This window comes from Brucella sp. LJL56 (assembly GCF_054871705.1).
On sequence record NZ_JBTXLQ010000001.1, the window covers coordinates 1,071,403 to 1,097,306 of the forward strand.

The window sequence follows — 25,904 nt, forward strand, 5'->3', positions numbered from 1 at the left end:
AGGGAGCGGGACATTTTGTCGTGTCCTATCCATTGGCATTTTTGCGCGCCGCCGCTCCCGCACGTGGAAGCGCATTGGACCTTCATCAGGCCACGCAAACCGGTGCCCGATGAATAGATGCAATCAAACGCGTTCGATTAGGAAGTACGTGGTTGGTCCTGGCGGGTTTGGCAAAACGGAAGCATTATTCCATAACTCAACGTTGAGCCCATCCGTTCCGTCTCCCATAACAACCGGAGGCTGGACCACGCCATCCAGCCCGACCGGCGAAATACGCCAAGGGGCGTTGATCGGTAGTTTGAACCAGACGTATCCAACCTTGATCCGCACTGGCAGTGAACCAAAGCTGCTGACAGTCTTCTCTTCACTATCGCTAAAGACCATGTCGGTATTACGTGCGTCGGTGGTAAAGATCAGCAATAGCTTACTACTATCCGCTACCGTCTGGCCATCGAGCGAAGAAATCGCCAGCAAGCCAGCACCGGAAGCCGAACCGACCCAAAGCTGTCCGAGTTGTACTGGCTGTGCAAGCTGGGAGAATGCAAGTGCTTCCGTATGCTGCGTGACAACCCGCATCTGTTTCGCCACGATATTAAGCCTAATCTCTTCGGTATCGCTGACGTAAATGCCTGCCCCCGCATCACTTGGATTTGCGTCCGCCAGAACATCGTTGTTACGCAGGAACGTGATAGCGTCCGCGCGAGTGCTCATCTGGCGAGGCGAATTGACCGACACAGCACCTGGCACAAGAGCGGCATCGCCTTGCGCGAGACTCGACATCAGCGACATGATCGTCACCGCATCCGGTTCCTGCATGTCCAGCCCGACCAGATTTCCGACATCCTGTATCTGCGCCACCACCTGATGGAACGCCTTCGCAACATCTTCACGCCGGAACAACAGTGCCGACAAGGTTTCGCCAGCACGGGCAACGGGATCGAGCGCATTTCTATAGGGACGGATATACTGTTCGTTAAAATCGTTGCCGCCGTAACCAAGGACAAGCGCTCCGTTGCTGTGGCGGCACAGGATATCCCAATCCTGCAAAGCGGCGTAAGCCGGCATTGCGAGTCCGGCCTCGTAGCGATGCTTGTTCCAGAAAACGTGATCGTACTCTGTCACTACGAATGGCTTTCCCGCCAGACGTGTGGCAGCCGCATTCCGGACATAAGCCACTGCCCCTTCAAACGAACTGGTCTGGAAGATCGGACCTGTCATATTGTCGTTTGGATCATGATAGGTATTCATCGCCGTAGCCTGTTGATTGCGGCGCGTAAGAATGGTTTGGATACCATACCCGTTGTTATATGGTGCGATGATACCGTTAAAGCCCATCGCATGAATGCATTCGCTCATTTTCTTTGCCGTCTCGGTTTCAACCGAGATGCAAAAGCGTGCAAAATCACGCAGCCGTCTGGATGCGGCGTAGCGGTTGGCAGGTAGTATGACAGTGGCGTTTTCAATCTGCTCGCTCGCCAACAACTCGCCACCCCAGGCAACCTGCAAGGCCGCTGTGGTAACATACTGCTCCTTCAGCCAGGCATTGAATGGTCGTTTCAGTTCCGTCAGCGCTTGCAGGTCGCCGTTGGCGTAAACCCACGAGTTGAATACCAGCCCATTTTCGTTAAACGGGATAACAACCGCCATTGCCGGGTCTTCGAAAGGCACAAGCCCGGTGTAAGGATTAACTGTACCGAATATATCGACTTGAAAGCGCAGCCAGTGGCCGAAGGCCGCATTTTCAACATGCGTCTTCAACTTCAGCCTGCCTTCCGTTCCCCAGCGGTCCGTTACGCCGCCCAACGCACCGCCATTGGATGTAAGGCCATCTACGATCCAGTAGATGCCGTTCTGCTTCAAAGCGGACATATAGTAGCGGAATCGATCAAGAATATCCTGCCGGTATGCGAAATCCTGAAGCTGTCCCTCCATCAAGGCAATGTCGAGAAAATGAAACCGAACACAGTTATATCCATGGCGGCACAACTGGACCGCCATTTTATCCGCTGTCGCGTTGTCGGGAATATTGCTGATGGCACCGCAGAGCAGCCGATAAGAAACTGACGGATTGCTCTGCAATGCGATGTGACCATCCTGATTAACGATGAGCCGCCGCTCTTCGGTAATCGCCGGATTCAATAGGAACGTTGAGAAATCGAGAGGGCTACCGGCCTCAATCTCGAGATTCCGCTGGGTAACTGGTAACCAAATATCAGGCATATCGTATCTCCACAATTAACCAGTGAAGATTAACCGCCTGTCTTTTCGTGGGGATAAATTCCTAATATAAAAACTTACTTGCCCATTAGTTACCGAATTCGGCCGGATCAAACTCGTAGCGTTTCGAGCAGAATTCACAGGTCACGGAAATTTTGCCGTTGTCCGCGCTTTCCGCAATTTCCTCGGCTGTAAAGCCTGACAAAACACCGGAAATTTTTTCCCGTGAGCACGAGCACTCGTCCAGTACGGGCACAGACTCGAACACACGCACGCCACGTTCATGGAACAGGCGATAAAGCAGCCGCTCAGAGCCGACTTGCGGGTCTGTCAGTTCCGAACTTTCAATCGTCCCGACAAGCGAGCGAGCTTCATCCCACGCGTCGTCTTCCGGATGGTAGGCGACTTCGGCTTCATCCTCATCTCCTCCCGGCAGATCAGGAATGCGAGCGCGCAGTTCCGATTCCGGCAGGAATTGAATGATCAATCCACCGGCTCGCCACTGTTCGACAGGTTTTCCGTCCACGCCACGCTCGACAAGTTTGGCGACACTCAGCTTCAGGTCGGTCGGAATCTGTTCCGACTGACGGAAATAGGTCGTGGCGATTTCTTCCAATGTCGAACCGTCCAGTGCAACGATACCTTGATAGCGCTGGGTATAAGTGCCCTGATCCACAGTGAAGGCGAGCGTACCGCGTCCGAGCAACTCCTCGGGCTTCGTCTTGCCGGCCGCAATCGCATCCTTCAAGCGCTCCTCATCGAAACGTGCATAGGCACGCACCGAACGCGGGGTGCGGAAATCAACCACCAGCATGTCGACCGGACCGTCGGATTGCGTCTGGAAGATGAACTTGCCTTCGAATTTAAGCGAAGTGCCGAGCAGCACGGTTAATACAGTTGCTTCCGCCAGCAGGCGGGCAACTTCTTCCGGATAATTGTGGCGTTTCAGAATGCCGTCGATGCTCGTGCCAAGCTGAACCGCGCGACCACGTACGTCGAGTCCTTCCACCTGAAAGGGCACAACGGCGTCATCGCCTGCGAAGTCGAAATCGCCCAGGTTGACCTGAATGTTCTCGACTTCGGTATGCTCGTTGCTGGTCTTATCAGCCAAATTATGCTCCTTGCAGGCACCAGGCCAGAATGGCTTTCTGGGCGTGGAGCCTGTTTTCCGCTTCATCGAATACGACCGATTGCGGTCCATCGATCACTTCGTCCGTCACTTCCTCGCCGCGATGGGCAGGCAGGCAGTGCATGAAAAGCGCCTTCGGATCAGCTTTCGCCATCAGTCGCGCATTGACCTGATAGGGCATGAAAACGTTGTGGCCACGAGCATGATCTTCCTGCCCCATCGAAACCCACGTATCGGTCACGATGCAATCCGCACCGTTTGCCGCCTTTTCCGGATCGATGGTGGACATGATGCTCGCGCCGTTCGCTTTCGCCCAATCGACATATTGCGACTTGGGTTCACTGCCTTCCGGCGTTGCGATATTGACGTTGAAATCAAAACGCGCCGCAGCTTCGACCAATGAGTGGAGGACATTGTTGCCATCCCCCATCCACGCAAAGGTCTTGCCTTTGATCGGGCCGCGATGTTCCTCATATGTAAGAACGTCAGCCATGATTTGACAAGGGTGCGTATCATCCGTCAGTGCATTAATGACAGGCACGGTCGCATATTCGGCAAGTTCCAGCATGCGCTCATGCGACGTGGTGCGTATCATGATCGCATCGACATAGCGCGACAGGACCTTCGCCGTGTCCGCAATGGTTTCGCTGCGCCCGAGCTGCATTTCCGAACCCGTCAGCATGATAGTCTCACCGCCGAGCTGGCGCATACCGACATCGAACGACACGCGCGTACGCGTGGAAGGCTTTTCGAAGATCATCGCAAGCACCTTGCCTGCGAAGGGGCTTTCTATGTCTCCCGCCTTGAGGCGCGCTTTGCGAGCCTTGGCGTCTTCCATGATTGCGCGAAGCTCCGACGCCGGAACAGCGGAGAGGTCGATAAAGTGTTTGATCCCGTTATCGTTAGCCATGATATCACGCCGTCTTGCTAATCGGATTTGCAGTTGCGAGCCGTTCGACCGCTGTTTCGATGCGCTTCAGCGCTTCGCGTGCTTCTTCCGGTGTCGTCACCAGCGGCGGAAGCAAGCGAACGACATTGTCACCCGCGCCAACGCTCAAGAAGTGCTCATCGCGAAGGGCCTGAATGAGGCTGGTGTTCGGTACCACGCATTTGATGCCGATAAGCAGACCACGACCACGGATTTCGGAAACGATGTTCGGATAGCGATCGATGATAGAGGCAAGCCCCTGTTTCATGACCAGAGCGGTTGACTGAACATTTTCGAGGAACCCATCGGCCAAAACAACATCAAGCACCGCATTGCCGACAGCCATGGCCAGCGGATTGCCGCCATAGGTCGTGCCGTGAACGCCCGCGGTCATGCCCTTGGCTGCTTCAGCGGTTGCGAGGCAGGCACCCATCGGGAAACCGCCGCCTATACCTTTGGCGACAGCCATGATGTCCGGTCGAATGCCGGCCCATTCGTGGGCAAACAGCTTGCCGGTGCGGCCAACCCCGGTCTGCACTTCGTCTAGGATCAACAGAAGGCCCTTATCGTCGCAAATCTGACGCAGCATACGCATGAATTCTTCAGGGAAACCACGCAGACCGCCTTCGCCCTGCACGGGTTCGAGCAGGATCGCCGCGGTTTCATCGGTAATAGCGGCGCGCAACGCCGCTTCATCACCGAATGGAACCTGATCGAAACCATCGACCTTCGGGCCAAAGCCTTCGAGATACTTGGCCTGACCGCCAGCAGCAATCGTGGCCAGCGTGCGGCCATGGAAAGCGCCTTCAAAGGTCACAATACGAAAACGTTCCGGGTGACCGCTCACATATTGATAACGGCGCGCGGTCTTGATTGCACATTCGAGAGCTTCGGCTCCGGAATTGGTGAAGAAGACCTTGTCGGCGAAGGTGTTTTCGACAAGGCGCTGCCCAAGTTTTTCCTGCGCTGGAATTTCGTAGACATTCGACAGATGCCACAGCTTTTCTGCCTGGGTTTTCAGCGCTTCCACCAGATGCGGATGCGAATGACCAAGCGAGTTCACAGCGATACCGGCGGCAAAATCGAGATAACGTTCGCCGCCTTCGGTAATAAGCCAGATGCCCTCACCTCGCTCGAAGCGCAGAGCCGCACGATTATAGGTGTCGTAAAGCGGTTGCACGGTCGTAGCGTCGGTCATAACGTCAGGCCTCCAAAGCCCTTTTTGCAGCCTGCCCGATCGAACCGGCAAAGCTGTGTTTCCCATATTCAGTCCTCGGGCGCCCGAACAGGCTCTCACCTTTCGAAAGTCGCCCAATATTCCATCCCTAGCTGCCGCTATATAATATTGAGACATATGAGGAATGGACCAGATAGCTTCACGCTCCTCGCCTGAGCCTCTGGCAGAAATAAAAAACCGCCCCCAGGGCGGCATATTTATCTCGCGCGTATATTGGCGTTCATGGAAAAAATGTCAATCAAAGCAAGTAAGGTTTGGCGGCCATCTTTCAGCATGAGTTGATGCATTTTCGCAACCTCGCATCATTCTCCGACCAGAGATGACTTTACGTGGACATCGACACTATATAGATAGAAGCCTTTCCTCGGTTGAGATCGCCAGACGGCTTGTCCGCTCCGCGAGCTTGCATTGCTCCATCCTGAAACAGTCCGGGTTTTCAGTTCGGGGTATTTGTGTGCAAAATTTCGGCGCGGGATCAAAGAAAAACCGTCTTTGGCACCCAAGTTGGGGAAAACCATAAAAATGGAATCTGCCTGACAAGGCTATCCCTTGTCATGGAGTCGTTGAATACTGTAGTTTCTTTTTAAAGATCAAAGCTACATTTCGTGCGGCAGACCTAGTCACCCGGATAGATATGGTGTTTACGCTTGGAGCAATCCGAGAGCACTGGCGGATTCCGGATAACGAAATTGATTGGAGCCCAGGGCGATGAACTGGACAGACGAACGCGTCGAACTACTGAAGAAACTGTGGAGCGAAGGCTTGAGCGCAAGCCAGATCGCAGCGCAGCTTGGCGGCGTGAGCCGTAATGCAGTGATCGGCAAAGTGCACCGTTTGAAGCTTTCGGGCCGTGGCAAAACCACGACCGCTGCTCCTCGCAGCAAGAAAGTCAACACGGTTGCCGCAGCGCCGCGTCCTGCAGCACAACATTCAACCGGTGTGCATACGACGACAATGCGCACAGCTACAGTTACCAAGACGGTTGGCGCCACCGCGCTTCAAGTGGATTACGCCGTAGACGTTGTTGCGGAAACTGTGGTCAAGCCTGCCTCCGATGTGGTGGTGCCGATTTCGCGCCGTCTCTCGCTGCTGCAGTTGAGCGAACGCACCTGCAAATGGCCGATCGGCGACCCACTGAATGAAGACTTTCATTTCTGCGGTCATGAATCCGGTGAATCGAGCCCTTATTGCAGCTATCATTCGCGTATGGCCTTCCAGCCGACCGGAGAGCGCCGCCGGGCTCGTTAAAGCAAGTACGAGATTTGAGATATCTGGCCCCGGAGCGAGAGCTTTCGGGGCCATTGTTTTTGATAGACCAAATTTCTATTTTAGAATGGATGTATAGACTTCCAGCGTGCGATCAGCGATGCCGTTCCAACTGTAATCCCGCGCAATCCAGTCGATCATTGCTTGCGATTGCTCACCGGTCAGGGGCTTATCGATCTTCTGCCGTAACGCATTCTTCAACGCATCGACATTGCCGAGAGGAAAATAACTGTCCTCTGGAAGCCCTACTTCGACATTGGCAGTAATATCGCTCGCAAGCACGTTCAAGCCATATCCCATTGCCTCGAGGAGCGCGATTGGCATGCCCTCATGGCTGGACGGCAGAACGAACAATGTCGCCTGGCTGAACAAGGCTGACAGTTCCCCTCCCTGAAGCGCACCCGTCAGCACGACACCTGGCACAGTCTCGGCTTTTGCGCGAACGGCTCCGGCATATTCAGCCGTATATTCCGCCGAACCAATCAGAGCCAGTTTCAGAGAAGGATCGGATAGTTTTGCGAAGGCTTCGATGAGATCGAGCTGACGTTTTTCTGGAACGATACGGGCCACCAGAGCAATGTAGCGGCCTGAGTTCAAACCGTACTTTTCCAGCCATACCTTGTCCCCGCAGGCAGGACGGAGCGTAACACCATTCGGGATGAAAGTGATCGGTACGTTGTAATGCTGTTGCATGGTTTGTGCGATGTCGTTGGACACGGCGATACGCGCATTGGCAAAACGCATACCGCACCATTCGCCAAGCTTCAGCATCGTGCGTGCAAGCCGCCCCCACTTCTGACGATTATAGTCAAAACCGTGATGCGTCACGACCGTGCGCAACCCCAGCAATCGTGCCAATGGAACAGCCAAAGCCGGGCCGATTGCATGAATGTGCACAACATCCGGACGTTTGAAGCCCGCCCGCAACACGCCCAGCACCGTGTGAACAATCGCTTCGAATTTCATGGAGGTCGGTGCCCAGATCGGCGTCACCTGTACGCCCTCCCATACATAAGGTTGCTTCTTTTCCAGATAAGGACGGCGCCCAATGACTTCGACATCCCAGCCCTTCGTCACAAAGAGCCGCGCAAGCTCCTCGACGTGTTTTTCCACTCCACCTTGAACATTCGGAATACCGCGCAAGCCCAGCATCAGGACGCGAGGCCGTTTGTCTTCTCGGACCATCAAAGCGCCCCCAACTCGGCATAAAGCTCCAGGGTCCGGTTTCTATACGCCTGCGGCGAGAATTCGCTGCCGGCCCAGACCCGGCCCACATTTCCCATCTTGCGTCGTGCCTGCGGTGTTAATTCCGCAAAATTAGCAAGAACACGGGCGAGATCGTTGAGGTTACCGGTACGCGAGACCATCCCGGTCTCGCCTTCGATAATCATTTCAGGAATTCCGCCGATGTCGGCACCAATCACCGGCACCCCAAGAGCATAGGCTTCCAGAATGCTGATCGGGGCATTCTCATACCACTCGGACGGCAAAACGAGCGCTTTCGCTTCTCCGATGAGACGATGCAGGCGTTCTCCCGAGACATAGCCAGCGAAAGTGACATCGCCACCCGTCTCAGTCGCAAGCGCCTTCAATGACTGTTCTTCAGGCCCGGTGCCCGCAATGACGAGTTTCTGGCCGGCACTGGCCGCGGCGCGAATGAGAGTACCGATCCCCTTTTCAGGCGCCAGCCTTCCGACATAGGCGAAATAATCGCCCTCATCCGCATAGGGCTTCAGACCGTCCGTATGGGCGAAATTGGGGATGTAGACCAACTTTTCCTGTGGCCAGCCCCATTCAGCGAGTTTGGCAATATAGAACCGGCTGGGCACGACAATCCGGTCAAGCGTATTGCGGTAAAGGCCGAGCATGCGATGGATCGCTGTTTCAACAAAAACCAGCCCGCTCAAGGTTGTGGAATCTTTTATGCATTTATGAAACGCCACATTATAGATGCGCCCGCCCTTGCAGCGTTCGCAGATCTGGTTGTGTGACAGCATCTTATAGGCCGGGCAGGCCAGCTTCAGGTCATGCGCCGTCATAACCGTCGGCACACCCGCTTCCTTCAGAACCGGGAAAATCGACGGCGACAAATGGTGATAGATATTGTGCGCATGTGCGACATTCGGATGAAAGTGCTCGATCAACGCTCTGATCCGGCTGCGCGCTTCCCATGAATAGATGATCTTGCCTGCCTGCACGACTTTGTTAAGCGGGCTGCTTTCCCGGCCATACTCGATTTCTGAAACGAAATAGGAAGACCAGTCGGACGCAAAATTGTCTGGATGCTGCATGGCAAAAGGGGCCGTTTGCCAGCCGATTTCGGAAAACAGTTTGATATGGTCGAGAAAAACAGTTTCGGCGCCACCGCGCCGATAAAAGTAATTGTTGATCGCCAGCAGGCGATGTTCCTTGTCATTTACATGCGTCAAGCAGCACCTCGTTGTGCGCCAAGGCGCGCCAAGGCCTCGCGAACAGAAAGAACAGTCGCTCCGCTTCTCATCGCATGAGATACGAGGCGTTCAAATGTTTCAGGTTTGCACCCGAATTCGGTTGGCTTATCGCTGACATCGTGCGTGTAGAAGACGAGCCAGCCGGGATTGGCATCCAGATCGTCGATCCAACGGGTCTGGCGGATGGCCTCATCATCAGGCTGTCTAATTTCGACTGCCTGCACAAAGGCCAGATCGATCATGCCACGATTGATCCGGTTACCACCGCCACGACATGTTGCGAAACGATCGGCAAAAAGCCGACGCGACATGACGGACGAGGCGCAATAGGGATATGCAAAGCTGCGCGGTTCGGCACGATCAGGCTCGAACGCATCGAGATAGGCTGTGTTGCGATCAAGATCGGAAGCTATTTCCCGTGCTCCGGCGTAGGGGACTTTGAGATGGTTATATGTATGACAGCCCAATTCATGTCCACGCTCGACTAGCTTGCGACATCCTTCCTGCGTGATCAGGTTCCGTTTGGTCTCTTTTGTGCCGACCAGATTTCCTGCAATATAAAAAGTGCCGTGAACCCCATGCTTGTCAAGAATAGCGGCCCCGGCGCTCTCCGCCGTATCGGGCACGTCGTCGAACGTAAAAGTGATGATCCGCTCATTTTTCGGCAGGCAGAATGGACGCAATGGAAACCGACGACTGATACTGTCGTTCAGCCGAATGGCATACCATTCCAAGCGACTGCGCACCCGCTCGAGACTATCCATTTCCATCATTGCCCCAGCTCCCCCAAAAGCCGTTTCAGACGAGCCTCGCCTTTGCCTGCAAGCGCAATCCGAAGACAGCAACCATAATACAGAACCACAATGCCCCACCGTTCTGAAAGAACGTACTCTCCATACAAGACATATATAATCCGTAAAGCCAAAGGCGAATATAAAGGAGCGTTAATATAGGGTCGTTATCTGTGCTTTCCGCTTCCTTAATGTATCGCAGCGGCAAGACCATTATCCAGATAAGTGTCAGAATTAAACCAACAACACCGGCATTGATCATCATATCCAGAAAAGAATTATGCGCATTGAAGGCTGCAACAGCCCAACTGGCACCGCCCCCGCCAGCATAGACCATTTCAGGGGTTTTCCAGAACGAGTCCAGACCATAACCAAATATCGGTTTGGCCGAGATAGCAGAGAATGCGAGTTTCCAGATATCGGATCGATTTGTAAAGCTGGCATCAACGCCCAGGCTTTGAACAAGCTCGCGCAAGGGATCGAAGACCGCCGCACCGACGGCAACAACGTTGAAGGCAACAATCCCGCCGATCGAAATGAAAACCCGCGTCCATTTCATCCTCACAAAGACCAGCGACATCAGGACGATGAAGGGCAACATGGCCGTCGACGTCTTGCCGCCCGTATGCAGAACGAAAAACACGCAAAGGGCGACGATAAGCAGACCGGTTTTGGGTAACCCGGCTTTCCAGATATAAAGTCCGAAAAAGCTCATGAGCACCAGTGATGCAGCGGCGGCATTTTTGTGCGGATAGTGGCCGCGCCACGAGCCAGCCAGCATGGGTTCGATGACTTCGGTCGCCTGATGAATCGCACGTTGCGGCATGAAGATTATGCCAAAATAGGCAAATGCCAGCGTTATCAATGAACCAATTGCCAACAACCGTGCCATCTGGCGTTCAGATTGTGGCAATATGAGAAAAATGCTCGCATTCAAAGCGGTCAGGATAGACAAGACGACTTTCTTGCTGGCAATCATGGGATGAGCGGACAGCAAGGCGGTCACGAAGAGCCAAAAGAAAATCAGACCAATCAAAAGGCGCGGTTGCATGATGGCGTTGCGCATGGAACTGCTTAGTGCACAAACCAGAAAGCTGCCCGTAAGGAACAAGGTGACCAACTGGTTCAACGAACTGGATGCTGCGGCTGTAGCCGTCACACCGGTGACAGTGCCCAGATCCGGATAGGGGCTCGTGCCTATCCAGACAAACAAGAACATGCAGAGAAAGAGTGCTGCCCCGATAGCCGACGAGACTCGCGGCTGCGTCTCCGCACGGTAATGTACCGATAACTCAGCCAAGTCAGACCAGATCCTCTCGGTTTCGACGCCACGCACCAAGATAGCCCAAACCGAGTGCGAGAACCACGCCGAGCCCCATCCCGGCAATGCCACCCCCAGCACCGAGCACCATGGTCTTGGGCGGCCAGCTACGACTGATGGGAGGAATGGCGGTTGAAATGATCCGAATGTTGGTCGCATCAAGTTGCTGGCGCTGGTTCGTCTCCGTCGACCGGGTCAGGAATGTATTATAGATCGATACTTTAGCGGCCATGTCACGCTCGAGGTCCGAAAGCTGGACTTGCGCATCATTGTCGAGTGCGACGGCCGAGCGTGCGGAAGCTGCCTGCGCGTTGAGAGCTGCGACGACGGCATTTGCCTGATCAAGGTCAACTTTGGCAGATTGCAAGATACGTGCCCGCTCCTGCGTCATCTGCTGTTCCAGACCGGCAAGCTGACGTTCCGTGTTTATCAGCTCTGGATAACGTGGCCCGTAAGTCATGGCGAGAGCATCGTAACGCTGTTTCAGCGATGCATATTGTCCACGCAAGTTTGTCATTGTGGGCGACTGCAACGTACTTGCCGGACTAACCGCACTGCCCGTATCTTTTGTCAGTTCCTCATAGCGCGTGCTTGCATCAGCGACGCGCGCTTTGGCATCGACAAGCTTGGAGTTGATCTGCGTCATCGACTGGGTACTGACGAGTTCTCCACCCGATGTTTGCAGACCGTGCGCCCTGCGGAACGCCGCAACTTTCTCTTCCGCCTCAGTTGCTGCTTTCTGCAGCGAGGACAGCCGTTCGGACAAGGCGGCCGCCGCGCGCCCTGCCCCATCAGCATCCGCTTGCGCAACTTCTTCCTGAAAAGCATTCGCCAGAGAATCCGCGACCCGCACGGATTTCTCCGGATTTTCAGTCCAGACCGCAATCGTAACCAGATAGGACCGTTCAGGCCGCGTAACGTTGATCCGTTGCGAAAGGGCGCGAACCGCAGTCAGCGTATCATCTTTTGGACCCGCCGGTTTGCTGAGGCCCAGCATAGCCCGTAGATCGAACGTCGGCGGTGGAGGAACAAACTCCTCATCTTCGTTCAGTTTCAAGTCCGTCACGACCCGCCGGAGTACATTGCCGGAAGTCAGGATGCGCATCTTGCTTTCGATGTCGAGAATCTGGCTATCGGCTTGCAGGCTCTGAGCATAGACATCGTTGGGCAGCAACTGGAGCCCAGACGGCGGAACCAGCAAATCCGTATAGGCTGTGTATCTCGGCTTTGCCGTCATCCCGTAAGCGAGGCCCGCCAGGCCACCTAATATTGCCAGTGCCGCAATCAAAATCCACCGGGCACGCATCCAGGCAAGCGCCTCGAACAGGTCGAGTTCAGGCAGCATCAATCCGTTGTTTGCAGGAGTGATTGTCTCAGTGAGCTTTTCTTCTTCTCGGACGATATGCGTCTCGCGCCTGACTGCGCGCAACCGGCCATCGACAGAGGCCAGATTTTCACTGCCGGTCTCCGTTACCTGTGCTTTCGAAGCGAGGTCGCGCAAGGTGTACATTAGTCGCCCCTAAAGTTCACTCAATAGCGCAAACATGGCGCTACTGTTTTCATTAGACTTAAAGATTAAAAAATTCGGTTAATGAAAGGCAATCCCATGCAAGAGTGTCACTAAAATGCAAATGGTGATCATTTAGTCCTATAGATCCTCATAAAATTCGGCCGACATGCTTGGCACCTCATGTTTTTCGGGATTAAGAGAAAATGGAGCATATGTCTCACAACCAAAAACTTTACGGAAAATAATCCAGTTCGCTGCCATAACCTTTTCTTGAAATTCGAGCGCGTCTTTATTCTCCCAGAAGCACGCTGGGCCAGAGCGGCCTGAACATTTGGTATGAAAACTTGAAACGCCATTGGTCGACATTACTGTCCTACGCAGCTTCTAGCGGCAGCCTTTTCGCGGCAAATATCGCGCAACTTTTTACATTTGCTATTCTGGCGCGATATCTCGGCTCCCACGAATTCGGCTTGTTCGTGACAGTGATGGCGGTGACCAGCATCGCCACTTTCATTTGTGGCCTTGGCGGAGCGGAATGCCTTGTACGCCGTGTAGCGCAGAACCGGGCGATCTATCCGGCCATGCTCGGTCACAATCTCATTCTTATCGGAATAACCGGCATAGTCCTGGTCGCCGCCGGGATGCTGATTTTGCCGTTCTGGCTGAGCAGCTCTCCCGAATTTTCGGGGAATCTGGTTGGGCTTTTCCTGCTGCTTGTCACCAATATTGTGCTGGTTCGTCTTATCCTGCTGGTCGAGCAGATCTATATCGCGCACACCGACTTCATATCGGCCAATCTCTCCGTTGTTGGATTTGCCGTAGCCCGCACGATTGCCGCCGCAATCGCCTGCCTTGTATTCGGCGTCTCCACCGTTGTCGGGTGGGCCTATTGGCAGTTTGGGGTTCATGTGCTGGTCGCCGTGATCTATACCTTGTTTTTGCGCAGGCTGGGTCGACCGCAATACACAATCGTGCGCGACGAACTGCGGCTCGGTGTGATGTTTGCATCGCAGTTCATCTTCAAGGCAGTCCGCCAGAATGCCGACCTCCTGCTTCTCGGCACATTGGTGCCACCAAGCATAGTCGGCAGTTATGGTGTCACCCGCCGCATCATCGACAGCAGCACCTTGACTGTCGAGGCGATGAACCGTCTTGTCTATCCTCATCTGGCGCGCGCCAGCGCTAATGGCATCCATCATGCCCTGCCGATTACAATGCGCTTGCTCGGTGCTGCATTTGCGATCGGCATATTCACCTCGCTGGCTGTCTTTATTATTGCGCCTTACCTGCCATATCTGTTCGGGAGCGAGTACGACACGCTGGTTTCCTTCTGCCGCACGCTTTGCTGGATCACGGTGTTTGTTGCCTTGTGGTCGATAGCGGTCGATCTCCTGGGGGCAGCGAGCCAGCATAGCTATCGCACTGCGGTCCTGAATACAGGCAATATCCTCGGCGCGCCACTTTTGGCACTGGCCACCTGGTATGCGCCGATCACAGGAACTTTCGCGGCTATTTACGTAATTGAAATCAGTATTGTGTTGGCATCCTGGGGATGCGTTATCTACCTCGTTCGCCGGAGTCGTGACGCAGAAGAGAAAAAGGGCGGTTTCAAACAAGCGGGGGCTTAGATGGTGCATATCTCGACACCAGCAAATGGCAGCAAATCACGGCGTGTTCGCGCGATGGACACCGATGATATTCCAGCCGTCCGCACCCTGTTTCAGCGCGTTTTCCGCCCACAATCGAAGTCGTGTAACGAAAATTTCGATCAATACTTTCGGAACTTCTTTTTTGAGAACCCCTATTACGACCCCGCGATCGGCAGCGTCGTGCACGAGGACGACCATGGCGAAATCGATAGCGCCCTCTCGGTCCTCCCGATCCCCTACAAGGTCAATGGTCAAACGGTCATGGGGCGACTGTTATGCGCTTTCATGATGAAACCCGAGATGTCACCCCGCGGCGCTGCCGAACTGACCCTCACTTTGCGCCCAAGTGACAAGATACTCAACTTCAGCGACAGCGCGGCGCCCGTGAGCCTCAGACATTTCGAAGCGATCGGAGGGGTAACGCTCAGCACGCACGGACTTGGATGGACGCGCGTGTTCCAGGCTGCAAGCTATGTGGCCAGTTACCTTGCCGAACGGCGTCCGATCCTTGACGGGTGGGCGACAAGTTCGGTTGGCAAGATGCTTAACCCGCTCTTCCCGATCCCCCGAATCAAGAAAGCCGCCAAGTCCCGAGCGAGTGTGAAGGAAATAGCGCAGGACGAAGCAATCTCGCTCGTTCCCGGCTTGATCGAAAGCTATTCAGCCCATCCGGCCTGGACCGAAAGCGACATCAACTGGTTGTTTCAGATGGCATTCGACAATCAGGCTGCTGGCACCTTGCACCTCTGTGCAATCAACGACCAAACCGGTAGTCCGAGCGGCTTTTTCTGTTACTACAGTCGCTCCAATGGCATGGCTGAAGTTCTGAACGTCATCGCAAAAGCCGGGACGGAAAAACATGCCGTCGATGCGATGCTGCTCTACCTGCAGGAAGAGGGGCATATTGCTGCGCAAGGCCGGGTTGACCCGCGTTATCTCAATGCGCTCTCGCAGCACTCGATCATGTTCTTCCGCCTGAAAGCCAATGTCTGTGTGGTCACGGCAAGCACGGATATGCTGAACGCGGTACAGCGCAATGACATCTTTATTGGCGGATTGGCCGGCGAAAGCTGGAGCAGGCTTTCGACGGACTTTTATTGAACTTCAAGCTTTCGCTCTAGAAGGAAGAAAGTCGTCGGCCCCTCCTTGCCCGCTCCGTTGTCCAGCCGGAAAGCAGCGGAGCCTGATCCTGACGCTATTTTTTCATGAACCTCGCCATCAAGACCAACCGGCGAGAGCGTCCACGAAACCGTATTTCCTACCAGTCTCACATCCACCCGATTGCGCAGCAACGTGACTGGCAGTTGTCCCCAATCCTCTATGATTTTCTCCGCCTTGTCGCGGAAACGCATATCGGTATTACGAGCATCGCTGGCGAAAATTATCAGCAGCTTTTCGCTGTCCTTAAGCGGCTTTTCATCAATTGCCGAAACAGCAAACAAACCTCTTTCCTCGGCATTGCCGAGGGATAGCTCACTCAAAGTCAGACGATCTTTCAGTTCGGCAAAGGCGATGGCCTCGGTTTTAGGTGTAACGACGTGCATCCGCAGCTTGTTACGATCGAGCCAGATTTGACCGGTAGCACTTTCAAACAAGCCCTGCGAAGGACTGGTTGCGTTATCATCCGCAAGAAGTCCTGCTGCCTTCAAGCGCTGCAACACGTTGTCGAGTGACACGTTCCGGTAGTCAACCGCGACCTTTTTCTGCAAGCCTTGCGGCGACGCAAGTTCCTTCGTGGCAAGACCAATCCCACCAAGAAGTGCTAACGGTTTCAACCGGGCCGGTTCTCGAAGTTCGAGCGATTCACCAAGGCTCGTCTCCCCTTGCATCGTGAATGGCACATCGAAAGCTGCGGTTTCCACGTCTCCCCGGCGAAACAGGAGCGCCGCCAGTGTTTCGCCGGCACGCGCAACAGGATCTACCGCGAAAGTGTACGGCACGATACGCTGACGAAAAGGAGCTGCCTCGTCAAATGCAAGCGTTAGCGGCCCCTGCCCATGACGGCAGATACCGTCCCAACCTTGCAATGCGGCATAGGCCGGAAACACCAGACCTGCCTCATACCGATAACGGTTCCAAAACAGATGCTCATACTCGGTCACAAGAAAGGGCCGGCCGATCCAGCGCCCGGCAGCGATCTCACTGATATAGGCAGCAGCGTCGGCAATCGAACTCGTATGCTTGATTTCCGTACCGGGACTGAGGGTTCCGATCCAGTCATGATAGGTGTTGGCGGCCACCACTTTCTGAGGCTGTCGCGAAAGGGCGGTCTGGACGGTGAACCAGTTGTTATAAGGGGCGATCAGACCACGATAGCCAAGATCGCGCAGCGCCTGCTCCATCCGTTGCGCCAGCAAACGTTCACTTTCGACGAGAAAGGCCTGAAAGTCATGGAGCCGCCTTCCACCACTGCTGCGGCTTTCGGGCAAATAGATGGTTTGCTGCTCCAGATTTTCGCCGGATGCCAAACCACCCCATGCTCTCGACAAGGCAGCGGTGTCGGCATAGCGTTTTGTGAGAAATGCATTGAACGCTGGACGATAACCTGGCCAGAATGTGGCCCCGTCGTCATTCTCATGCAAGAAGCTCGTAAACTCGATGCCGTTCTCGTTGAGCGGAATGACCAGAGCGAGTGCGGGGTCCTCAAGAGGTGAAAGGCCGGTATAGGGATTAACAGTGGCGTAGACTTCTTTCTGGAAGCGCAGCCAATGTTCGAATGCTTCATTTTCGACATAGGCCCGGCGTTTCAGATTACCCTCCGGACCCCAGCGATTAGTGTCCTTTCCGCCCAAAGCGCCGCTTTCGGAAGTAAGTCCGTCAATGATCCAGTAAATGCCCTCACGTTTGAGCGCCGCCATCAGGTAGCGCATCCGGTCGAGAGCTTCGGGACGGAAATCGAAATCGTCTGCCTGTCCCAGCATCAGATCGGCATCAACGAAATGAAACCGCGCTATATTGTAGCCGTGCAGGCGAAGCTGTTGGACGTAACGATCGATGAATGCATGGTCCACGATGCCTGAAGATGGAGGCCCCCAGCCAATCGCCGCACACTGTAGTCGCATTGCTTGGTCCGGCTTGTCGGCCTGTGCGAAATGCCCTGCAGTATTGGCGATCAAACGATTTTTTTCTTCAATCGGCGTATTTGCCAGAAACCTCGAAAAATCCAGCGGGCTTCCCGCAGAAATTTCGAGATTTTTTTCAGTGACCGGAAGCCATTCTTCAGCATCGGCACCGGGCATAGCGAGACCTATAAGCGAAGCAAATATGGCCAGCCGCAGGATTTTCATCAAGGTTCTCTTATAACCTTGCTTTCGATCCAGTCCGTTGGTTTGCGGCGGGGCTGAAAAAAGCCAAGCGGTAGCGCTGCTGCATGAAATATCCATGCGACCACCGCATAGATACCCAGTTCGATACTACGAGACCGGACAGACATCGCCACGAACGGAGCCGCAGCAATTACGGCCGCGATCAGAATTGCCAGCGGCCATCCTGGTACAAAAACAAGAGCTGTTATGATCGCCAGCCACCAAAAATAGACCGCCCCCCAAAGCCGGAGTTCCGGCAGCTCACGGAACAAGTTTTTCTGATGCGGCTGTCCAATCGCGGCACGCAACACTTCACCGGTTCCACGCAGATATTTGCTTTTCCAGCGTCGGACCAGAAGCTTGTAGGCATTCATCGTATAGCCAAAATGCTGCACGAAAGGACGATCCAATCGGTAGAGCTTCCAGCCATTGCTGCGCAAGCGAACGCCCGCGTCAAACTCTTCGTGACCATGAAGATTGCGATCCGAGAAATACCCCGCCTGTTCGATCGCGCTGCGCCTGTAAAGCCCACCGCCGTTCATGCGATCAATATCGCCTGCGCGCGCCTCCGGTGAATGGCGCTTCGCACGACGCTGGAACTCCAGACTTTCTAGAATCTGGTCCACGACATGGCCGGTCACCCCGCCCACGTCAGGATGTTTGTCGAGATAATCGAGGGCTGTCGGCAGGAAATCCGGCTCGAGTATCATGTCGCCATCAATCAGGCAGATATAGGGCTGTGTCGAATACTGGAAGCCTAGCTGCGGGCCGAGACCACAGCTAGCCTGCGCAGGAGGCTCGATCTGCACAATTTTGATCGGATAGGATCGTGCGATCTCTATCGTGCGATCGGTCGATCCACTATCCGCTACAATTACTTCCACCTGCCCGCCGGGCAGAGCTTTCAAGGCGCTCTCCACAGCCTCGGCGATGCGCTTTTCCTCATTCAAAGTTTTGATGATAATCGAAATAGACATCGTTGCCCTATTTGAGAGAAAGCATGTGCAAAGCAATCTAATGGCTCAGGCCAGTCAAGCCAGCATTTCATAGTTTCCTTTGGTTTCAAATCTACTAAACACTTCAACTATAAAATGAGATTCGGCAGGCTCACACCGTTGAGATTTCCCAAATTTTAGGATGCTCTGAAAGACCCTCATGCTGACCAATGATTTCGACATTCGGGTTTACAGCAGCACGAAGCAGCTATCCACCGACTGGCCGGATGCCGATGACAAAGCGGGCAGCGCATTTTTCGTGTTTCAAGCCAGATCCTTCCTGAAGGCATGGGAAGCGAGTTACGGGCAGAAACTCGGCGTACAGCTATGCTTGAGCGAGGTTCGCCAGAACGACGGTACCCCACTTCTTTTCCTGCCATTTGCTATTACCCGTGTCTACGGTTCCCGCGTGCTTTCATTTATCGATGAGGGTATGAGCGATTATAATGGGCCCGTCGTATTTCCAGCCGCAGCGCAACTATCACAAAATACGGTAATGCGTCTTCTCGAAGCTGTTGTCGCATCCGTCCCCGCTCACGATGCGATTGCGCTCCGAAAAATGCCGGAGCGTGTTGAAACCCTTGCAAATCCTTTGTGGCAGTTGACGAACCTCTCGTCAGAAGCCTCCACACATGCGATCTCTTTGGCACGTCCAATGGAGGCAATAGAGCAGTCTATACGAAGTATCCGTAACATAAAAAAGCACGGTCGAGCGCTTCAGCAGATGGAAGGATATCGTTTCTTTGTCGCGCATACCGAAGCTGAGCGGCACGCCATTCTGGAGGTTATGTTGCGTCAGAAACAACGGCGTTTTGAAGAAACCATGGTCCCTGGTTTCGATGCGCATCCTGAAAAGCAGCGCTTTTTTGAAGAAGCGACCGAACAACTGGCTCGACACAACGCCCTGCATCTTTCAGCACTCGCGATAGGGGAAACAATATTGGCCACCATGTGGAGCGTCGTCCGCAATGGTCACTACTGTGCAATGATCACAACGTTCGAAAATGGCAAATGGAGCAGGTTTTCGCCCGGAAAAGTCCTGATATTGCGCCTGTTATATGCACTGAAAACAGACGGCCACATGTGTTTCGATCTTGGGTTTGGCGACGAGCCATGGAAAATCGGCTTACGTGACCAAACGACACCACTGCGCGACTATGTTCGCCCGGTTACTTTCCAAGGGCGTATGTCGCTTATCCTCGCCCGCTCGTTGGAACGAATACGCGCGGTTTCCATCTATCAAAAACTGCGTCCGTTGAAATGGCAGTTGCTTCGTAAACTTAGATAGAGCTTATGCGGCTCGCTTTGGCAGCCGCACCGTGAATGTCGATCCTTCGCCCAATTGGGAGCGAACGACCAGACGGCCTCGATGGCGAGCGAGAATATGCTTGACGATGGCAAGCCCCAGACCTGTGCCCTTCTGAGCGCGGCTTGTCTCGACGTCAATTCGATAGAAGCGCTCGGTGAGACGCGGTAAATGCTCGGCGGCAATACCCGGACCGAAATCCTGAATTGACGTCACGACTTCCGCAGAACTGCCGCTATTGTCTTCGTCCAGCTTTACGATGACACGCTTACCAGCCTGTCCGTATTTACAGGCATTCTCGACGAGGTTCTGGAAAACCTGGATAAGCTCATCGCGCGCACCGGTAACATTCACAGGATGATCTGGCAGATCACGCTCGATACTGATATCGAGGCCTGCCGCCAATGGTGTCAGCGTGTCGGCAACGTGATTGAGAATGGAAGTCATGTCCACGCATTCATTGATTGCCAGATGCGCCCGCATTTCAAGGCGCGACAGGGACAATAGATCGTCGATCAGCCGTGACATCCGCTCGGCTTGTTTTTGCATGATATCCAGAAATCGATCACGCGCAGCCGTATCGTGTCGGGCTGGCCCTTGCAGCGTTTCGATGAACCCGCGAAGCGATGCCAGGGGCGTGCGCAATTCATGGCTTGCATTGGCGATGAAATCCGAACGCATGCGGTCAATGCGCCGCGTTTCACTCTGATCGCGAAACAACAGAACAAAAAGTTCAGGCCTGCCATCCTTGTCAGGCAGAGCCTTGACCATGGCTTTGAACCAGCGATCCATCGGGACACGCTCAAAATATTCAATGCTTCGCGCTCCGCCATCTGCAATAACCCCTTGAATGAGGGCATGCATTTCCGGCGCTCTGAAGCGCAAATAAAGCGCCGTGCCGGTTTCCAGCGACTGAAACGCGTCGAGAGCCGCAGAATTGGCGAATCGAACCGTGCCGCCATGATCGAAAACGACCATCGGATCGGTTAGAAGATCAGCCAGGCGCTCGCCAGAGACCCCCGCCATTTCATTGGGCACTATATTTTTCGTCGGTGCTTCATCCGACTCGCTGCTTGCAACTTCGCTTGAAAGCCATACAGCCCCAAGAACGACGACGGCCAGGAGTCCTGCGCGAAACCAGAATGGGAGATCGAGGGCCAACACGCAGACAGCAAGAACCATGCTGGCAATCACAACACCCTTGACCCGGAGAAGCGGTTCGAAAATCGACTTCTCGGCTTGTGGTTCTGGATCCGTGCGGTTGCCTGCCTCGCTCATGCTGTTTCCTTCTGCGGTTGTGGCATCGACTTTGTCCGGAAATGTTGGAACGTCCTTTACGCGGCTTCCAAACAGCCCATATCATGGTTTGCTATAAACGAAAGGGAATTGCCGTGGGTGACAGTTCAAAGACAGCTAACAAAAAGAAAGACAAAAAAGACGAAGCAAAGCCAGGCGACAAGGCGATCAAGCTCATAATTGACGGAGCAGCGCATTCGTTTGACATAAACGATCCGAAATTGCCGAAATGGATCGACGATAATGCACTGCAATCGGGCGGATTCCCTTATCCTTCCAAAATGAAGTCGGATGAATATGAGGAAACACTCGAGCGGCTTCAGATCGAACTTGTCAAACTGCAATACTGGCTTCAGGAGACAGGCGGACGCGTCATCAGCGTTTTCGAAGGTCGCGACGCCGCAGGCAAGGGTGGAACCATCTTTACAATCCGGGAGTTCATGAACCCCAGAACCGCCCGTAACGTTGCATTGCCGAAGCCGACAGAAACCGAACAAGGCCAATGGTATTTCCAGCGTTATGTCGCACATTTCCCGACCGCAGGTGAGTTCGTCACGTTTGACCGTTCGTGGTATAATCGAGCAGGTGTGGAACGGGTGATGGGCTTTTGTACGTCGACACAGCTTGAAACCTTCCTGACCGAGACACCCGATTTCGAGCGCATGATCGTTACAGATGGCATTCATCTTTTCAAATTCTGGCTGGATATTGGTCAGGAAATGCAGCTCAAGCGCTTTCATGAGCGTCGCCACAGCCCGCTCAAGAACTGGAAGTTCTCACCTATGGATGTGGCGGGCATTTCTCGCTGGAATGATTATTCCGACGCATTGCACATCATGTTTGAAAGGACCGATACAGGTTACGCGCCCTGGACAATCATTCGGTCGAATGACAAGAGGCGCGCCAGACTGGCTGCAATCCGGCGCATCCTTTTGACATTGCCCTATGAAGGAAGAGACCTTCAGGCAATTGGAGCCGAGGATCAATCGATCATCGGCCGCGGTTCTACATTCCTCACCTCGTCATTCGCAGAGATGTAAAACAGGCTGGGCTGGTGCGGAGTCTTTTCCCACAGATGCGGCACCCGCACCAGTTGCCATAGCGCACGCCAGGCCGATATCGAAATCAGTACCCAGTAAATCGGGATCGAAAGCAGGTAGGCATAACCTCCCAGTTCCGTCGGCTCCATAGTTCTGGAGCCAAGAAGATAAAAGCTCACATAAGCCATCAGAATGTTCATTACGTCGAGCGCCAGCAACCATATGCTGTGAGGCGTCAGCGGACCGAATGCTGTGCTCACAAGCAATGTGAAGAACATGACCAGCATAAGCGGATGCAACAATGCAGAGCCGATAATACCCAGGGTATAGATCTGATTGACGGTGAATCTGAACCAACCCAGTTCGCGCCAGGTATTATAAGGCTGGCGCCCGTGAACGAGCCAGGTCTGCATCCATCCCTTGAGCCAGCGCGTGCGTTGCTTTCTCCAAATATCATAGTTGACCGGTGCGTCCTCAATCGTTCCACGCGTGATGACACCGATACGATAACCAAATCGAGCGAGCCTCACACCTAGATCGGCATCTTCCGTGACATTGTAGGCATCCCAGCCACCGACCTCCTCCAGACACGACCGCCGGAAATGATTGGAAGTACCTCCGAGCGGAATGACAAGCCCTCGAGAAGCAAGCCACGGCAGGAGCCCGCGGAAAAGTGCGGCATACTCGAAGGCAAACATTCGCGTCAGCAGATTATGGCGAAAATTTCCGATAATCAGGGGCGCCTGTACACAGGCGAGCTTGTCGCCTTCTGCCTGAAAGGTCTGCCATGCTTCAAGCAACTGATCGGGATGGGGACGATCTTCAGCATCGAAGACCGCAACAATTTCGCCTCGTGCAAACTGCAATGCATAATTCAGCGCTTTTGGCTTTGTCTTAGGCCCGCCAGACGGCACGAGAACCAATTCGAAATTTGATGGCAGTCGCTCACGACGTATTGCAGCTATCGTATCAAAGTCATCCTTCTCGCAGACAAGCTTGATATCAAGTTTGCTTGCCGGCCAGTTCAGCCGCTTCAGGCTGATAACAAGCTGACCGATCACGTCCTGCTCCCGATACAGCGGGACGAGGACGGAATAGTTCGGTAAATCGCGCGGTCTGCATTTCTGAAGCTCAAGAAATTTCAATCTTCGTCCCGAGGCAGCCGCGAACAATCGGATCATCACGCAACCAAAGAAGAATATCGACAGCGTCACGTGAAGCACCAGAAGCGTTATCATCGGCCAGTTGAACATGCAGGCGAAGAACGCATAGATCGCCATAGCAATGATAAACGCCTGAGGCGTATCCAGAACGCGTGCCGCTGAAAGCGACTGCGGCGTCATTTCATGTGCCCGTGTGATCAGATCCTTCTGATGTCGCTGCCGCATGATTTGCTTCAAGAGGGTCGGTGTGCAGATGCGTATTCTGCTCTTCAATGTCGGCGTCGCCAGGATATGATCTCGAAGAGTTCCAATGCGATTTTCTGGCGGGGCGATGTAGAGATAACTCCCTCCATCCGTACCGAGCAGCATGACTTGTCCTACATCAACGAAAGCCGATGGTTTCTCCTCGCCCGATACGAAAATACGCGACGGTAAAGCCTCGCTTGTGAACTCCACTCCTAAAAAGTCAGCAATAGCTGCATAAACGACCGTTTCCGAGACGTCACCCCGCTGCACCAGTTCCACGCAAAACGATGTCCCATGGTGAATAGCCTCACTATAAGCCCCCAACAACACATCTCTGGACACGCCACATTGTTCCAATCTGGCTGATATAGCACTGCATATCTCCAGATCAAACGCAATCGATACACTACTCATAGCACCCCCGCACTACTGAATATCTATAATTATGTTTTAGGAATTTACATTTATACTTAATTTACCGATTGCTTTATTAGGAATTTATCTCGGTAAAACTACAATCAGAACGTAATATACTTAGAGCGAATTGCAACCTTTATTTTCATTGAACCTTAGTTGAGTATTGCTCGTCACTCGATTTTTCAGTTAATGCGAGATTATAGAGAAAAAGGCAGAAGCCGATCATGAAACGCTACCTCCCAAGGCTTCTAATCGCGCTGGTATTCGCATGTGGCACTCATGGTGCCCTCGCTTCAGACACTCAACCGGAGGCTCCATCCTTCATCAACCAGAAAGAACGCCTGCCATTGCCGTCCTTGCAAGCGCTCAATCGGTTGCGGTTCATCACGACCGTCGACTTCCCTCCGTTCAACATGCTGGGTGATCAGGCGCAGCTTTCCGGCTATAACGTCGATCTTGCCAAGGCGCTTTGCCATCAATTGGGTGTCGATGACATCTGTCAGATTGAAGCTGTGCCATGGAACGAGCTTGAAGGGCGTCTGCTTAGCGGACAAGCCGAAGCGATCATAGCCGGGTGGAAGCCGACCGAAGCAAACCGCGAACAATTTGTCTTCTCACGCTCCTATATGCGATTGCCTGCACGATTTGTGACGACCAATGCAGGCGCGTTTAGCGACGACGCAGTTATGGCAACGAAGGGAAAGAGTGTTGGCGTGATTGCGGGTACCGCCCATGAGCAGCTTCTGAAAAGCTATTTTCCTGAGGCAGTTGCTAAATCTTACACTGATGATTCACTCATGCTCGCCGACCTCAAAAACGGCAAGATAAGTGCTGTGTTCCATGACGGCATGTCACTTTCGATGTGGTTGAATAGCCCTGAAGGCCATGCATGCTGCACATTCGCAGGTGGCCCCTATCTTGCGCCGCAATATCTTGGCGGTGGCCTCAGCATTGCTGTAGCGCAGCAAAACATTCCCCTCGTCAATGCCCTCAACAATGCTCTCCAGGCCCTGCAGCAGAAAGGCACGCTAACGGAGCTCTATCTGCGCTACTTTCCCAACAGCTTTTACTAAGCCGAGCATCAAACGGATCTAGCCGCTAAAATCGGGCCTGTCATTGCGTGCCATTTTGACGCAGAGAAGATTCGGGAAAAACGAATTTTCAGATATTTTTGAAAATTCTGATATGTCGATACTTACAGCATGAAAGTAAAATTATTTTTTATCAAATATATAACTCGATCTGGTCGCATGAAAGCCGATACCAGTAGGCAATCTTCAGTACGAGTTGCGCCGCTTCTAACATAAAAAGCAAAATAAATACATCCATTTATTTTTACTTGAACAAATCATCCTCTCATCAATAATTAGATTGAGGGAGAAGGAGGATTTATACAATGTTCGATGGTGTACCTGCTCAATGGCACAAGACTCCGGAGCAAACAAAGCGCTCGCCTAATGAGGCTGCCTACGTGTTTCTTGGCATCATGCTTGCGGCACTGAGTGTGCCGGCAACTTTTCTAGGGTGGGCAATCGTTCAGAGCATTGCATCGCTGTTCTAGGATCTGCGGGGCTTCTTTTTCGAAGTCCTGTCGCAATGGAGTTCCAGTCTCACCTATGAGTGCAAGCATAGGCTGAT

Annotated in this window: 19 protein-coding genes; 6 read left to right on the top strand and 13 right to left on the bottom strand. The window is 53.6% G+C overall.

What is annotated here, in order from left to right; all coding sequences use genetic code 11:
• Positions 1-123: 123 nt before the first annotated feature.
• From ACYSN1_RS05275 to ACYSN1_RS05290, 4 genes are all read right to left on the bottom strand, one after another.
• The gene (locus ACYSN1_RS05275) at positions 124-2,220 is read right to left on the bottom strand and encodes a glycoside hydrolase (protein WP_461724696.1); all 2,097 of its coding nucleotides are present in this window, start codon (positions 2,218-2,220) and stop codon (positions 124-126) included.
• 85 nt (positions 2,221-2,305) lie between these two features.
• Positions 2,306-3,328 (bottom strand): Hsp33 family molecular chaperone, encoded by a 1,023-nt coding sequence (locus ACYSN1_RS05280; protein WP_461724697.1) that lies wholly within the window; start codon positions 3,326-3,328, stop codon positions 2,306-2,308.
• A 1-nt stretch (position 3,329) separates the two neighbouring features.
• On the bottom strand, positions 3,330-4,256 hold the full coding sequence (gene argF / locus ACYSN1_RS05285; protein ID WP_461724698.1) for an ornithine carbamoyltransferase: 927 nt from the start codon (positions 4,254-4,256) through the stop codon (positions 3,330-3,332).
• Between the two features lie 4 nt (positions 4,257-4,260).
• Positions 4,261-5,472 (bottom strand): acetylornithine transaminase, encoded by a 1,212-nt coding sequence (locus ACYSN1_RS05290; protein WP_461724699.1) that lies wholly within the window; start codon positions 5,470-5,472, stop codon positions 4,261-4,263.
• Between the two features lie 747 nt (positions 5,473-6,219).
• Here ACYSN1_RS05290 and ACYSN1_RS05295 point away from each other — a divergent pair.
• A complete protein-coding gene (locus tag ACYSN1_RS05295) occupies positions 6,220-6,759 on the top strand; it encodes a GcrA family cell cycle regulator (protein ID WP_140020176.1) in 540 nt (179 codons plus the stop codon).
• A 75-nt stretch (positions 6,760-6,834) separates the two neighbouring features.
• On the opposite strand, the gene ACYSN1_RS05300 is transcribed toward ACYSN1_RS05295, so the two are convergent.
• Genes ACYSN1_RS05300 through ACYSN1_RS05320 form a run of 5 tightly spaced genes read right to left on the bottom strand, consistent with a single transcriptional unit; the run spans position 6,835 to position 12,849 of the window.
• Complete coding sequence (locus ACYSN1_RS05300; protein ID WP_461724700.1) at positions 6,835-7,962, bottom strand: glycosyltransferase family 4 protein; 1,128 nt, start codon at positions 7,960-7,962, stop codon at positions 6,835-6,837.
• The gene (locus ACYSN1_RS05305; RefSeq protein WP_461724701.1) at positions 7,962-9,206 is read right to left on the bottom strand and encodes a glycosyltransferase family 4 protein; all 1,245 of its coding nucleotides are present in this window, start codon (positions 9,204-9,206) and stop codon (positions 7,962-7,964) included. The genes ACYSN1_RS05300 and ACYSN1_RS05305 overlap by 1 nt, the downstream gene beginning before the upstream one ends.
• The gene (locus ACYSN1_RS05310; protein WP_461724702.1) at positions 9,203-10,000 is read right to left on the bottom strand and encodes a polysaccharide deacetylase family protein; all 798 of its coding nucleotides are present in this window, start codon (positions 9,998-10,000) and stop codon (positions 9,203-9,205) included. Before ACYSN1_RS05310 ends, ACYSN1_RS05305 begins: the two co-directional genes overlap by 4 nt.
• A 25-nt stretch (positions 10,001-10,025) precedes the next feature.
• The gene (locus ACYSN1_RS05315; RefSeq protein ID WP_461724703.1) at positions 10,026-11,411 is read right to left on the bottom strand and encodes an O-antigen ligase family protein; all 1,386 of its coding nucleotides are present in this window, start codon (positions 11,409-11,411) and stop codon (positions 10,026-10,028) included.
• Positions 11,320-12,849, bottom strand: coding sequence for a GumC family protein (locus tag ACYSN1_RS05320; RefSeq protein ID WP_461724704.1), 1,530 nt, complete (start codon positions 12,847-12,849; stop codon positions 11,320-11,322). Before ACYSN1_RS05320 ends, ACYSN1_RS05315 begins: the two co-directional genes overlap by 92 nt.
• Positions 12,850-13,193: 344 nt before the next feature.
• Here ACYSN1_RS05320 and ACYSN1_RS05325 point away from each other — a divergent pair, with 344 nt between their 5' ends.
• Together ACYSN1_RS05325 and ACYSN1_RS05330 are read left to right on the top strand one after the other, a co-directional pair.
• Positions 13,194-14,477 carry a lipopolysaccharide biosynthesis protein gene (locus ACYSN1_RS05325; protein ID WP_140020181.1) on the top strand — a complete coding sequence of 428 codons (1,284 nt, stop codon included), beginning with the start codon at positions 13,194-13,196 and terminating at the stop codon, positions 14,475-14,477.
• Positions 14,478-15,599 (top strand): hypothetical protein, encoded by a 1,122-nt coding sequence (locus ACYSN1_RS05330; protein WP_461724705.1) that lies wholly within the window; start codon positions 14,478-14,480, stop codon positions 15,597-15,599.
• Here ACYSN1_RS05330 and ACYSN1_RS05335 read toward each other — a convergent pair.
• Together ACYSN1_RS05335 and ACYSN1_RS05340 are read right to left on the bottom strand one after the other, a co-directional pair.
• On the bottom strand, positions 15,593-17,785 hold the full coding sequence (locus ACYSN1_RS05335) for a glycoside hydrolase (protein WP_461724706.1): 2,193 nt from the start codon (positions 17,783-17,785) through the stop codon (positions 15,593-15,595). The two genes, ACYSN1_RS05330 and ACYSN1_RS05335, sit on opposite strands and share 7 nt — an antisense overlap.
• Positions 17,785-18,780: a glycosyltransferase family 2 protein gene (locus ACYSN1_RS05340; protein ID WP_461724707.1), complete on the bottom strand. Its 996-nt coding sequence runs from the start codon at positions 18,778-18,780 to the stop codon at positions 17,785-17,787. Before ACYSN1_RS05340 ends, ACYSN1_RS05335 begins: the two co-directional genes overlap by 1 nt.
• 178 nt (positions 18,781-18,958) lie before the next feature.
• Between ACYSN1_RS05340 and ACYSN1_RS05345 the strand changes: the two genes are divergently transcribed.
• Positions 18,959-20,086 carry a GNAT family N-acetyltransferase gene (locus tag ACYSN1_RS05345; RefSeq protein WP_461724708.1) on the top strand — a complete coding sequence of 376 codons (1,128 nt, stop codon included), beginning with the start codon at positions 18,959-18,961 and terminating at the stop codon, positions 20,084-20,086.
• A gap of 3 nt (positions 20,087-20,089) precedes the next feature.
• On the opposite strand, the gene ACYSN1_RS05350 is transcribed toward ACYSN1_RS05345, so the two are convergent.
• A complete protein-coding gene (locus ACYSN1_RS05350; RefSeq protein ID WP_461724709.1) occupies positions 20,090-21,382 on the bottom strand; it encodes an ATP-binding protein in 1,293 nt (430 codons plus the stop codon).
• Positions 21,383-21,495: 113 nt separating this feature from the next.
• On the opposite strand from ACYSN1_RS05350, the gene ppk2 reads away from it, so the two are divergent.
• Positions 21,496-22,440, top strand: a complete 945-nt coding sequence (gene ppk2, locus ACYSN1_RS05355) for a polyphosphate kinase 2 (protein WP_461724710.1) — start codon at positions 21,496-21,498, stop codon at positions 22,438-22,440.
• Here the strand turns inward: ppk2 and ACYSN1_RS05360 are convergent.
• Complete coding sequence (locus tag ACYSN1_RS05360; RefSeq protein WP_461724711.1) at positions 22,383-24,263, bottom strand: glycosyltransferase family 2 protein; 1,881 nt, start codon at positions 24,261-24,263, stop codon at positions 22,383-22,385. The two genes, ppk2 and ACYSN1_RS05360, sit on opposite strands and share 58 nt — an antisense overlap.
• Positions 24,264-24,490: 227 nt before the next feature.
• On the opposite strand from ACYSN1_RS05360, the gene ACYSN1_RS05365 reads away from it, so the two are divergent.
• Positions 24,491-25,339 (top strand): transporter substrate-binding domain-containing protein, encoded by an 849-nt coding sequence (locus tag ACYSN1_RS05365; protein WP_461724712.1) that lies wholly within the window; start codon positions 24,491-24,493, stop codon positions 25,337-25,339.
• Positions 25,340-25,904: the final 565 nt, after the last annotated feature.